Origin of the sequence: Mycetocola miduiensis (assembly GCF_900115155.1) — a bacterium.
GTDB classification, from domain to species: Bacteria; Actinomycetota; Actinomycetes; order Actinomycetales; family Microbacteriaceae; genus Mycetocola_A; species Mycetocola_A miduiensis.
In genome coordinates this window covers 68,031-80,604 of the sequence record NZ_FOVM01000010.1, presented here as the reverse complement: position 1 = coordinate 80,604, position 12,574 = coordinate 68,031, and the positions used below count along the sequence as shown (strand labels likewise).

Sequence of the window (12,574 nt, the reverse complement as noted above, 5' to 3'; positions counted from 1 at the left end):
GGTCCTCTAGCCCCTTGGGGCGAGGCACGGAACCGATCAGACGTCGTCGAGGCCAGGGGGCAGGTTGGCATCGGTGCCAGGAAGGCCGAGGTCCTGGGCGCGTTTGTCCGCCATCGCGAGAAGGCGACGGATGCGCCCGGCGATCGCGTCCTTCGTCATGGGCGGGTCGGCGTGGTGGCCGAGCTCGTCGAGGCTGGCGTCCCGGAAGCGCAGTCGGAGCTCCCCCGCATAACGCAAGTGCTCGGGGATGTCATCGCTGAGGATCTCCATTGCTCGTTCGACTCGTGCGCAAGCGGCGACAGCGGCCTGCGCCGACCGGCGCAGGTTGGCGTCATCGAAATTGACCAGCCGGTTTGCGGTTGCGCGGACCTCCCGGCGCTGGCGCAGCTCCTCCCATGCCTTGACCGTTCCGTGGGCTCCCATGAGGACGAGCATGGCGCTGATCGCTTCGCCGTCGCGGATGACGACGCGGTGAACGCCGCGGACCTCCCGTGCCTTGGCTGCGACGCCGAGACGGCCGGCCGCGCCGACGAGCGCCATCGCCGACTCGTTGCCCGGGCAGGTGATCTCGAGTGCTGCCGAGCGGCCAGGATCGGTGAGGCTCCCCGCTGCGAGGAACGCACCCCGCCAGACGGCAGCGAGCTCCGCCTTGGTTCCCGTTGTGAGGCGGTTGGGCAGTCCGCGGATTGGACGGCGCCGGGCGTCGAGCAGGCCGGTCTGGCGCGCGAGGGTCTCGCCGCCGTCCTGGACGCGAACCAGGTACGACTCGCCCCTGCGGGTACCGGAGCCGCTGATCATGCTGACGTCGCTGCGCACGCCGTACAGTTCGGCGAGGTCCTTGCGGATGCGGCGGGCGAGCTGCGGAGTTTCCAGCTCCGACTCGATCGCAATGCGACTCGAGATGAGGTGGAGCCCACCGCTGAAGCGAAGGATCGAGGTCAGTTCGGCAGCTCTCGCTGCTGTCTTCGGTTCCACGATCCCGGCCAGTTCTTCTTTGACCTCAGCAGTCAGTGCCAATCGTTGTCCTATCTCGTGTGTTGAAGTCGAATGCGGGCGCCGACGCTGCTATTCGCGTCCCAGGTCCCGGTGTTTGACGCTCGTGGCCACTCCGGGCAACTCGGCGAGCTTGTCGGCGAGTTGAAGCGCGAGAGCGACGGAGCGGTGTTTACCGCCCGTGCAGCCGATGGCGAACGTGGCGAATCGTTTGTTCTCCCGCTGATACCCGGCCAGAACCGGGGCAAGGGCCTTCGCATAGCTGTCCAGGAATTCCCTGGCGCCGAGCTGGCCGAGCACGAAGTCGCTGACTTCGGCGTCCAGTCCAGTATGCGCCCGCAACTCCGGAACCCAAAATGGGTTCGGCAGGAACCGGGCGTCCGCGACGGTGTCGGCATCCGACGGAAGACCGTACTTGAAGCCGAAACTCATGATGGTCAGGCGGACCCCCGGTGTACCCTCGGCGGCGAACAGTTCCGCGGTTTTGGTGGCCAACTGGTGGACGTTGAGGTCGGACGTGTCGATGATGATGTCGCTGGATTCGCGGATCGCCGCCGTCCTGGCGCGCTCTCTGCCGATGCCGTCGAGGATCGTCCCGCCGCCCTGGAGCGGGTGCGGCCGGCGGACGGCGTCGAAGCGGCGAACCAGTGCGGCATCCGTTGCGTCCAGGAAGACGACACGGAGCTTCGTGCCGACCCGCAGTTTCTGGATCATCTGCTGGAAGTCGCTGAAGAAATCGCGGCCGCGGACATCGACCACTGCGGCGATCCGCGGCAGTTCTTCGCCGGCACGTTCGGCGAGGTCGATCAGGGGCCGGAGCATTTGCGGCGGAAGGTTGTCGACGACGTACCAGTCGAGATCCTCCAGTGCGTTCGCGACCGTCGACCGGCCGGCGCCCGACATACCCGTGACGATCAGTACTTCCTGAGGGATCGGCTGCTCCACCGTTTCCTGCACTTTCCGTATCGCAACCGGCGTGGTCCGGCTGCCCTCCCCAGCCTACCGACTGTTCAACTGCGCATGGATGGCGGTGGCAAGAGCAGGGCCGATGCCGGCGACCTCGGTGATTGCGTCGGGAGTGGCCTGTTTGAGCTTTGCGACGGAACCGAAATGCCGCAGCAGCGACTTGACCCGGGCCGGGCCCAGCCCCGGGATATCCGCGAGAACACTGGAGATGTCTGCACGGCGTTTCGTCCGCTGGTAGGTGATGGCGAACCGGTGCGCCTCATCACGAACGCGCTGCAAAAGGAACAGGGCCTCGGAATTGCGGGGAAGGATCACCGGGTAGTCGCTGTCCGGCAGCCAGATTTCTTCCAGCCGCTTCGCCATCCCGACGAGCTGGATGTCTGCCCTCCCGGATTCGAGGAGGGCCCGCCGTGCCGCCTGTACCTGCGGCTGTCCGCCGTCGACGATGAGCAGTTGTGGTGGGTAGGCGAACTTGCGGGGTTTGGCGACGTTCTCGATCGCCGAATCCGTGTCCGGCGCGGTGTCCCCCTCTTCGCCCGCTTCTGGTTCGCTCAGGTACGCCAGGCGCCTCGAGAGGACCTGGTAGATCGACTCGGTGTCGTCCGTCGATTCGGCGATGCTGAACCGGCGGTACTGGTCCTTGCGTGGGAGTCCGTCTTCGAACACCACCATCGATGCGACGATGTTCGTGCCCGACAGGTGCGAGACGTCGAAACACTCGATCCGCAGAGGCGCCTGTTCCATGCCGATCGCGGTCTGGATGTCGGTCAGCGCTTGCGAACGGGCGACGAAATCGGCGCTTCGTCTCGTTTTGTAGAGCATAAGCGAGTTCTTGGCGTTGATCACGGCGGTCTGCATGAGCGCAGCCTTTTCGCCGCGCTGCGCCGTGTGGACCCGCACCTTGCCCTTGCCGCGAAGCCCAGCGAGCCAGGTTTCGAGTTCGGTGGCATCCTCTGGGAGCTCGGGGACGAGGATTTCCTTCGGGATGTCGACGACACCGCCGGAGTCGTATGCCCGCTGCAGCACACTGTCGACGAGTTCGGCGGTCGAGAGATCGAGCTCCTTGTCGACCGTCCACGAGCGGACACCCCGAATACGCCCGCCCCGGACGATGAACTGCTGCACCGCGGCGGAGAGTTCGTCGTGGGCGAGGCCGAACAGGTCGGCGTCGACGGAATCTTTGAGGACGACGGCGCTTTTGTCGAGGACGGCCTCGAGTGCCTGAAGACGGTCCCGGTAGCGCGCGGCGGCCTCGTAGTCCTGCACCTCCGCCGCTTCACGCATTTTCTTTGTCGCTTCGGTGACGAAGCGCTTGTCGTTTCCGTTGAGGAAACTGACGAAGTCCTGCACCATGGCCCGGTGCTCCTCGATGGTGACCCTGCCTGAGCACGGACCGCCGCAGCGCCCGATCTGGCCGGGAAAGCATGGGCGCCCTGACTGCATGGCGCGTTTGTAACTCGAGTCCGAGCAGGTGCGGATCGGGAACGCTTTGATCATCAGGTCGATGGTTTCGTGGACGGCCCAGATCTTCGGGTACGGGCCAAAGTATTTCGCTCCGCGGATTCGCGGATTACGGGTGACGAGCACGCGCGGGGCTTCGTCTGCGAGGGTCACGGCGAGGTATGGGTAGGTCTTGTCGTCGCGGAACTTGACGTTGAACGGCGGCTCGAACTCCTTGATCCACGTGTACTCGAGTTGCAGGGCGTCGATGTCGCTGCCGACAACCGTCCACTCGACACTCCGCGCTGTCGTGACCATCCGTCGCGTGCGTTCGTGCAGGCTCGGCAGGGGCGCGAAATAGTTGCTGAGCCGGGCGCGGAGGTTCTTCGCCTTGCCGACGTACAGTACCCGCGCGTTTTCGTCGCGGAATCGGTACACGCCAGGACTCGTCGGGATCTCCCCCGGGCGCGGCCGGTAACTGAGGGTTTTGCCCACTTACCCCGCCTTACGGGCAGAGATCTGGCCGGCCTCAAGAACTTCCTTGAGGTAATACCCGGTGTGGCTCTTCTTCACGGTGGCAATCTTCTCGGGGGTTCCTGTGGCCAGGACCTTGCCACCCCCTGCTCCGCCCTCAGGCCCGAGGTCGATCAGCCAGTCTGCCGACTTGATCACGTCGAGGTTGTGTTCGATGACGATGACGGTGTTGCCCTTGTCGACCAGGCTGTTGAGCACGAGCAGCAGTTTGCGCACGTCTTCGAAGTGCAGCCCTGTCGTCGGCTCGTCGAGCACGTAGATGCTCCGGCCGTTCGTCCGGCGTTGAAGCTCGGTGGCGAGTTTCACGCGCTGCGCTTCACCGCCCGACAGGGTCGTCGCACTCTGGCCGAGGCGCACGTAACCGAGGCCGACTTCGACCAGCGTCTTGAGGTATCGGTGGATCGCCGTAATCGGTTCGAAGAATTCTGCGGCCTCCGCGATCGGCATGTCGAGGACTTCAGCGATGTTCTTGCCCTTGTAGTGCACAGACAGAGTGTCGCGGTTGTACCGTGCTCCCCCGCACACCTCGCACGCGACGTACACGTCTGGAAGGAAGTTCATCTCGATCTTGATCGTGCCGTCGCCCGAGCAGGCCTCGCAGCGCCCACCCTTGACGTTGAAGCTGAACCGTCCGGGAAGATAGCCCCGCGTCTTCGCTTCGATCGTTTCTGAGAACAGGTTTCGGATGCGGTCGAAGACCCCGGTGTACGTCGCCGGGTTGGAACGCGGGGTGCGGCCGATCGGTGCCTGGTCGACGTGGATCACCTTGTCGAGCTGTTCGACGCCGGTGACACGGGTGTGTTTCCCGGGGAGCTTCCGTGCGCCGTTGAGCTTGTTGGCGAGCACACGGTAGAGCACGTCGTTCACGAGCGAGGACTTGCCTGACCCGCTCACGCCGGTCACAGCGGTGAAGATCCCGAGGGGGAAGTCCACGGTCACCTTGCGGAGGTTGTTCGCCTCCGCACCGACCACCGTGATGATCCGCTCAGGGTCCACCGGCCGGCGGAACTCAGGAACAGCGATCTCCTTGCGACCGGAGAGGTAATCACCGGTGAGCGAGCGCGTGTTCGATAGCAGGTCGTCGTAATCGCCCGAGTGCACGACGGTGCCGCCGTTGACGCCGGCGCCGGGTCCGATGTCGACGATCCAGTCAGCCGTCCGGATGGTGTCCTCGTCGTGCTCGACCACGATAAGCGTGTTACCGAGGTCGCGCAGGGTGACGAGGGTCTGGATGAGGCGGCGGTTGTCGCGCTGGTGCAGGCCGATGCTCGGCTCGTCGAGGACGTAGAGCACGCCGGTGAGCCCCGACCCGATCTGGGTGGCCAGGCGGATGCGCTGCGCCTCACCGCCGGACAGTGAACCGGCCGTGCGTGAGAGGTTGAGGTAGTTCAGTCCGACCTGGATCAGGAAGTCCAGGCGCACCTTGATCTCGCGGAGTACCTGGGCGCCGATCATCCCCTCCCGATCGGTGAGGTGCATCTGGTCCATGAACTCGCGGGCGTCTGTGAGGCTCAGCGACGCGACATCCGCGATGTTGGCGCCGTGGATGAGCACGCTCAGCACTTCGGGCTTCAGCCGTTTGCCGTCGCACACGGGGCACGGGATCTCGCGGAGGTACTCGCCCCAGCGGGCGCGCTGGACATCGGTTTCGGCCTGGGAGTACTGACGTTCGATGTATGGCATGACACCCTCGAAACCGGAGGTGTAGCTCACCTCACGGCCGTAACGGTTCTTCCACTTGACCTTCACCTTGAAGTTCTCACCGCGCAGAACGGCGTCCTTCACTTTGGTCGGCAGTTTCTTCCATGGGGTGCTGAGCGAGAAGTCCAGGTCGCGCGCGAGACCCTCGAGCAGCTTCTCGTAGTACTGGTAGAGCCCCTTGCCCTGTGTGGTCCACGGGATGATCACGCCGTCGTCGATGCTCAGTTCCTCATCGCCGATGAGCAGGTCCTGGTCGACTGACATCCGGGTGCCAAGCCCGGAGCATTCGGGGCACGCGCCGAACGGCGCGTTGAAGCTGAACGTGCGCGGCTCGATCTCGGTCAGCTGGACCGGGTGATTGTTCGGGCAGGACAGCTTCTCGCTGTACGAACGCACCGAGTCAGGGCCATCCTCGTCGACGAGTTTGATCTGGACCACGCCGTCGGTCAGGCCGAGGGCGGTCTCGAGCGAGTCGGTGAGCCTGCTGAGAGCATCGGGCCCGGCGACGAGCCGGTCGACGACGACAGAGATGTCGTGCTTGTACGACTTCTTCAGAGTCGGAGGCTCGCTCAGCTGGACCTGCTCGCCGTCGACGAGGGCACGGGCGTACCCCTTCGCGGCCAGCTCCTTGAACAGGTCGACGAATTCGCCCTTCTTCTGCGAGACGATGGGGCTCATCACCATGTACCGGGTGCCGGCTTCAAGCTCCATGAGCTGGTCGGCGATCTGCTGCACCGTCTGACGTTCGATCGGCTCGCCGCATACCGGGCAGTGGGGAACGCCGATGCGCGCCCAGAGCAGCCGCATGTAGTCGTACACCTCGGTGATCGTGCCGACCGTGGACCGTGGGTTGCGGTTGGTGGATTTCTGGTCAATCGACACCGCCGGGCTGAGACCCTCGATGAAGTCGACGTCTGGTCGGTCGACCTGGCCGAGGAACTGGCGGGCGTACGCCGAAAGTGATTCAACGTACCGGCGTTGACCTTCAGCAAAAATGGTGTCGAAGGCGAGCGACGACTTTCCGGAGCCGGACAATCCGGTGAAAACCACCAGGGAGTCCCGGGGAATGTCCAGATCGACGTTGTGCAGGTTGTGCACGCGGGCACCGCGGACGCTGAGTTTTGACGTGGAATTTACCTTCGAGATTGACACCCCACGAGTCTACGTTGACCCACTGACATCGCTCTCCCCAAGGTGGACAATGAGGGCTATGGACCACTATCGCTCGAAACGCGAACGGATGGTGGCGGAGCAGATAGCGGCCAGAGGCATCCGGGATTCCCGCGTCCTCGATGCCATGCGGCGCGTGCCGCGGGAAGAGTTCGTGCGGCGCCTGTCGCGGTCGAGCGCCTATGAAGACCATCCGCTGGCGATCGCCTCGGGGCAGACGATCTCCCAGCCGTACATCGTCGCACTCACCGTGGAGGCAGCGCTGGTAGATGAGCGCAGCCACGTCCTCGACGTGGGGACCGGGTCCGGGTATGGGGCAGCGGTCCTCGCTGAGATCGTCGCCGACGTGGTGTCTATCGAGCGGCACCCTGAACTCGCAAATGGTGCGCGCGAGGTGCTCGAACGCCTCGGCTATTCAACCGTCTCAGTGGTGACCGGCGATGGGACACTCGGCTGGCCGGATGCCGCCCCCTACGACGCGATCGTCGTGGCGGCGGCCGCAGCGCGCGTGCCGGGTCCCTGGCTCGAGCAGTTGAAGGATGGCGGTCGCCTGGTGATGCCCGTCGGTACTCCTGGGTTCGGGCAGAGGTTGCAGCGGATCACACTCGGACCCGGCCGTGTCCCCCGGGCCGACGACCTCGGCGGCGTCACCTTCGTGCCGTTGATCGGTGCCTACGGCATCGGTTCTCCGCTGTTCGAAGAGAACGACGACTGATCGGCGTCAGCCGAGGTGGCCCGCCTTCTCCATCTGGCGCAGGTCTCGTTTCAGATCGGACAGCTCGTCACGCAACCGACCGGCGAGTTCGAACTTGAGTTCCGCCGCCGCTGCCAGCATCTGCGCGTTGAGATCCGCGATGATCGACTCGAGTTCGGCGGCACCCTCAGATGCGATCCCTTCACGGCGCAGCCGCGGGGTCGGGCTTTTCTTTCGGCCATCGCGGTGTGCAAGCATCTGGGCAGTGTCGGCTCCCTCGCGGGCGAGGGCATCCGTGATGTCCGCGATCTTCTTGCGGAGCGGTGTCGGGTCGATGCCGTGTTCGAGGTTATACGCGACCTGGGTCTCGCGGCGTCTGGTGGTCTCTTCGATCGCGCGCTGCATCGAATCGGTGAGGACGTCTGCATACATGTGAACTTCGCCTGACACGTTTCGGGCGGCACGCCCGATCGTCTGGATGAGCGACGTCGACGACCGAAGGAATCCCTCTTTGTCTGCGTCGAGGATGGCGACAAGCGAGACCTCGGGAAGGTCGAGGCCTTCGCGAAGCAGGTTGATGCCGACGAGAACGTCGTACAGCCCGGACCGGAGTTCGCTGAGCAGCTCCACCCGGCGCAGCGTGTCGACATCGGAGTGCAGGTAACGGACCCGCACGCCCGCTTCGGTGAGGAAGTCGGTGAGTTCCTCGGCCATCTTCTTGGTGAGGGTGGTGACGAGGACGCGTTCGTCCCGGCTGGCACGCAACCGGATCTCTTCGAGCAGGTCGTCGATCTGGCCCTTCGAGGGCTTGACGATAATCTGCGGGTCAACGAGACCGGTCGGACGGATGATCTGCTCGACGACGCCGTCGGCGACTCCCATCTCGTATCGGCCGGGTGTCGCCGAGAGGTACACGGCCTGCCCGACCCTGTCTTTGAACTCGTTCCACTTGAGCGGGCGGTTGTCGAGCGCGCTCGGGAGTCGGAATCCGTGTTCGACGAGGGTTCGCTTGCGCGAAGAGTCGCCTTCGTACATCGCCCCAATCTGCGGCACGGTGACGTGGGACTCGTCGATCACGACGAGGAAATCATCGGGGAAGTAATCGATGAGGCAGTGCGGGGCCTGGCCGGGAGCCCGCCCGTCCATGTGCCTCGAGTAGTTTTCAATGCCGGAGCAGAACCCGATCTGCTGCATCATCTCGAGATCGAAGTTCGTCCGCATTCGCAGCCGCTGGGCTTCAAGGAGTTTGCCCTGCCGTTCCAGCTCGGCGAGGCGCTCCTCCAGTTCCTCCTGGATGGTACCGATTGCGCGCTGCATCACGTCGGTGCTGGCGACATAGTGGGACCCGGGGAACACGGACACCGAGTCGAGCTTCTTGACGATGTCGCCGGTCAGCGGGTGAAGGGAATACAGCCCCTCGATCTCGTCGCCGAACATCTCGATCCGGATCGCGAGTTCTTCATAGACCGGGATGATTTCGATCGTGTCGCCACGGACCCGGAAGTTGCCCCGCGAGAAGTCGACGTCGTTGCGGTTGTACTGCATCGAGATGAACTTGCGGATCAGCCAGTCCCGGTCGACGCGCTGGCCCACCTGCAACGCCATCATGGCATTGAGGTATTCCTCTGGTTTACCGAGGCCGTAGATGCAGGAGACCGTCGACACGACGACGACGTCGCGACGGCTCAACAGGGAGTTCGTAGTGGAGTGCCTGAGCCGCTCGACTTCAGCGTTGACCGACGAGTCCTTCTCGATGAAGGTGTCGGTTTGGGGAACGTACGCCTCAGGCTGGTAGTAGTCGTAGTACGAGACGAAGTACTCGACGGCGTTGTTCGGCATCAGCTCGCGGAACTCGTTCGCCAGCTGCGCAGCGAGCGTCTTGTTGTGCGCGAGAACGAGAGTGGGACGCTGGACGGCTTCGATCAGCCACGCGGTCGTCGCCGACTTGCCGGTTCCGGTAGCACCGAGCAGTACGACATCCGTCTCGCCTGCGTTGATCCGGGCGCTGAGTTCGGCGATGGCTTTGGGCTGATCGCCGCTCGGGGTGTATTCGCTGATGACCTCGAAGGGGTGCACGGAGCGGGTGGGTTGCATACTTCGAGTCTAAGCAGGTCCACCGACATTGGAGCCCGTGGTTCAATCGGCAGGCGCAGTCCGAACCCGTTCCCACAGCCGGTCCGCCTGCGTGAGCGTCCAGTCGAGGCTACCGTCCGTGTCGATCACGAGGTCGGCGATGGCGAGGCGTTCGTCATCGCTCGCCTGCGCGCCGATTCGTCTCGCCGCCTCAGCGGCCGGCATCCCTCGCGTTTCGATGAGGCGCTTCGTGCGCGTTGGCCCCGTGGCGTGCGCGACAACGATGAGGTCGAACGGGTATTCGTTCTGGGACTCGACCAGAAGGGGAATGTCGTAGACGACGACGGCTCCAGGATCGGCGCTACCGGCATCGGCGATGCGCTGGGCGCTCAGATTGTGCACGGCCGGGTGAACGATCGCGTTGAGCGCCGCGAGGGCCTCAGGGTCTGAGAAGACGATCCCGCCGAGCGCGGCACGGTCGAGTCCGCCGTCAGGGGCCAGCACCGTGCGGCCGAACCGGTCGACGATCGCTGCCAGTGCGGGCGTGCCTGGTTCCACAGCTTCCCGGGAGAGCTGGTCGGCGTCGATGAGGACGGCTCCGTGTTCCGCGAGGCGCCTGGCAATGGTGGACTTGCCTGAGGCAATGCCGCCGGTCAGACCGATCAGGTACACGGATGTCGCGCTGTCAGGAGACCGGGACGAGGTGGCCCTCGAGGTATCCGACCGGGACGGAGCGTGCTTCGTCGAGAAGCCACGGGTCGCCCTCAGGGGATGCATCGAAGGCGAGGCGCTGCAGCGCGCGGGAGAGTTCGACGGCGACGTTGAGGTGGACGAGCCAGCGTTCATCGGTCGGGAAGTCGAACTGGGCGAGAAGACCGGCAACGGCGGCGACGAACTCGTGCGACGCCTTGAGGTACTGCTCCTGGCTCTCCTCGTCGCCGAGGATCCGGTACTGCGTCGCCTTGAAACCGGGGATGGTGCGGCGGGCGAGGACAGACGCGTCTGTCATGATCCCCAGCGTCTCCTGCCAGGTGGTCGGGTTCGCCTCGAGCAGCTTCTCGATGCAGAGGGCGACGTACTGGTCCTGCATGAACTGGTACACACCCATCATGAGGGCGATCCGGTCCGGGAAGAACCGGTAAACGGTTCCGATCGCCATCTCGGCCCGCTTGGCGACTTCGGCGGTCGTGACGCCGGCGTGCCCTGACTCGTCGATGATCTCACCGCAAACCCGAAGAACCGCTTCGAGACTCTGGCGGCTTCTCTCCTGCTGTGGGCTGTTCCGCAGAGATTTCTCGTTAGAGATGTCCGTTGCCAGGTATTGCTTTAGAGAACCAACGTCCACGTCGCGCCTTCATTTTTGTTTTATGAACAGGGAGCCGCCCCCAACTCGCAGCATTCACGGCCAACATTATCAGTCAGACCGATCCGCTGATCCCCCACATGCGGGGGAACGAAGAGGGCAGGAACACAACGGCTGGCCGGTCCCGTGTGGGACCGGCCAGCCGCAGTGAGGTGGTGCCTAGGAGTTGCTGGTCAGCTTCTCGCGAAGAGCCGCGAGCGACTCGTCATCCGCGAGGGTGCCGCTGCCGGCCGTCTCGCTCGAGAAAGTCGAACCGGCTGACGGGGTGGACGCTGCTGCGGCCTCTTCCGTTGCGGCGGTAGCAACCTGCTTCTTGTGAGCTTCCCAACGAGCCTGGGCTGCAGCGTAGTCCTGCTCCCACTTCTCGCGCTGGGTGTCGAAGCCCTCTTTCCACTCGTTGGTCTCCGGGTCGAAGCCCTCAGGGTACTTGTAGTTGCCCTGGTCGTCGTACTCGGTGAGCATTCCGTAGAGAGCCGGGTCGAACTCGGTGCCCTCGGGGTCGACGCCCTCGTTGGCCTGCTTGAGGCTCAGCGAGATACGGCGGCGTTCGAGGTCGATATCGATGACCTTGACGAAGACCTCGTCGCCGACCGAGACAACCTGCTCGGCGAGTTCAACGTGCTTGCCGCTGAGCTCGGAGATGTGAACGAGGCCCTCGATGCCGTCTGCGACGCGAACGAACGCACCGAACGGAACGAGCTTGGTAACCTTACCCGGTGCAACCTGGCCGATGGCGTGGGTGCGGGCGAAGACCTGCCACGGGTCTTCCTGCGTCGCCTTGAGCGACAGGGAGACACGCTCACGGTCGAGGTCGACTTCGAGGATCTCGACGGTGACCTCCTGGCCAACCTCGACGACCTCAGAAGCGTGCTCGATGTGCTTCCAGCTGAGCTCAGAGACGTGGACGAGGCCGTCGACGCCACCGAGGTCGACGAACGCACCGAAGTTGACGATCGAGGAGACGACGCCCTTGCGGACCTGGCCCTTCTGGAGGTTGTTCAGGAATGTCGTGCGGCTCTCAGACTGGGTCTGCTCGAGCAGCGCGCGACGTGAAAGCACAACGTTGTTGCGGTTCTTGTCGAGTTCGAGGATCTTCGCTTCGATCTCCTGGCCGAGGTACGGCGTGAGGTCACGAACGCGGCGAAGCTCGATGAGCGATGCGGGCAGGAAGCCACGGAGTCCGATGTCGACGATGAGGCCACCCTTGACGACCTCGATGACCGAACCGGTCACGACGCCATCGGTGTCCTTGATCTTCTCAACGTCGCCCCACGCACGCTCGTACTGTGCGCGCTTCTTGGACAGGATGAGACGGCCTTCTTTGTCTTCCTTCTGGAGGACGAGGGCTTCGACCATGTCGCCGACCTGGACGACCTCGCTGGGGTCGACGTCGTGCTTGATGGAAAGTTCGCGCGAGGGGATGACACCCTCGGTCTTGTAGCCGACATCGAGGAGAACCTCGTCGCGATCGATCTTGACGACGGTGCCCTCGATGAGGTCTCCGTCGTTGAAGAACTTCAGTGTTTTCTCGACCGCGGCCAGGAAGTCTTCAGCCGATCCGATGTCGTTGATAGCGACCTGCTTAGCGGTCGTTGCGGTTGTCATGTAGTGGTTGCTCCAGTAAGGACTGATTTCAGGCC

The 12,574-nt window shown here is 64.1% G+C and carries 9 protein-coding genes; 1 reads left to right on the top strand and 8 read right to left on the bottom strand.

Annotated elements, in window-relative coordinates; all coding sequences use genetic code 11:
- Positions 1-36: 36 nt before the first annotated feature.
- The 4 genes from whiA to uvrA are packed head-to-tail and all read right to left on the bottom strand — an operon-like array spanning position 37 to position 6,786.
- A complete protein-coding gene (whiA, locus tag BM197_RS14800; protein ID WP_090712893.1) occupies positions 37-1,017 on the bottom strand; it encodes a DNA-binding protein WhiA in 981 nt (326 codons plus the stop codon).
- Between the two features lie 48 nt (positions 1,018-1,065).
- Positions 1,066-1,950 (bottom strand): RNase adapter RapZ, encoded by an 885-nt coding sequence (gene rapZ, locus BM197_RS14795; RefSeq protein WP_281247452.1) that lies wholly within the window; start codon positions 1,948-1,950, stop codon positions 1,066-1,068.
- Between the two features lie 42 nt (positions 1,951-1,992).
- Positions 1,993-3,894: an excinuclease ABC subunit UvrC gene (gene uvrC / locus BM197_RS14790; protein WP_090712891.1), complete on the bottom strand. Its 1,902-nt coding sequence runs from the start codon at positions 3,892-3,894 to the stop codon at positions 1,993-1,995.
- Positions 3,895-6,786: an excinuclease ABC subunit UvrA gene (uvrA, locus tag BM197_RS14785; RefSeq protein WP_090712889.1), complete on the bottom strand. Its 2,892-nt coding sequence runs from the start codon at positions 6,784-6,786 to the stop codon at positions 3,895-3,897. It abuts the gene before it with no gap.
- A 58-nt stretch (positions 6,787-6,844) separates the two neighbouring features.
- Between uvrA and BM197_RS14780 the strand changes: the two genes are divergently transcribed.
- Positions 6,845-7,519, top strand: a complete 675-nt coding sequence (locus tag BM197_RS14780; protein ID WP_090712887.1) for a protein-L-isoaspartate(D-aspartate) O-methyltransferase — start codon at positions 6,845-6,847, stop codon at positions 7,517-7,519.
- Positions 7,520-7,525: 6 nt separating this feature from the next.
- Here the strand turns inward: BM197_RS14780 and uvrB are convergent, their stop codons facing one another.
- From uvrB to rpsA, 4 genes are all read right to left on the bottom strand, one after another.
- Complete coding sequence (gene uvrB / locus BM197_RS14775) at positions 7,526-9,592, bottom strand: excinuclease ABC subunit UvrB (RefSeq protein ID WP_090712885.1); 2,067 nt, start codon at positions 9,590-9,592, stop codon at positions 7,526-7,528.
- A gap of 42 nt (positions 9,593-9,634) precedes the next feature.
- Positions 9,635-10,243 carry a dephospho-CoA kinase gene (coaE, locus tag BM197_RS14770; protein ID WP_090712884.1) on the bottom strand — a complete coding sequence of 203 codons (609 nt, stop codon included), beginning with the start codon at positions 10,241-10,243 and terminating at the stop codon, positions 9,635-9,637.
- A gap of 13 nt (positions 10,244-10,256) precedes the next feature.
- On the bottom strand, positions 10,257-10,916 hold the full coding sequence (locus tag BM197_RS14765) for a TetR/AcrR family transcriptional regulator (RefSeq protein ID WP_090712882.1): 660 nt from the start codon (positions 10,914-10,916) through the stop codon (positions 10,257-10,259).
- A gap of 177 nt (positions 10,917-11,093) precedes the next feature.
- A complete protein-coding gene (rpsA, locus tag BM197_RS14760; RefSeq protein ID WP_090712880.1) occupies positions 11,094-12,539 on the bottom strand; it encodes a 30S ribosomal protein S1 in 1,446 nt (481 codons plus the stop codon).
- Positions 12,540-12,574 lie beyond the last annotated feature (35 nt).

Excerpts from the sequence above, each read along its gene's own strand:
- BM197_RS14780 (WP_090712887.1), top strand. The coding sequence starts at position 6,845 with ATGGACCACTATCGCTCGAAACGCGAACGGATGGTGGCGGAGCAGATA.
- uvrB (WP_090712885.1), bottom strand. The coding sequence starts at position 9,592 with ATGCAACCCACCCGCTCCGTGCACCCCTTCGAGGTCATCAGCGAATAC.
- rpsA (WP_090712880.1), bottom strand. The coding sequence starts at position 12,539 with ATGACAACCGCAACGACCGCTAAGCAGGTCGCTATCAACGACATCGGA.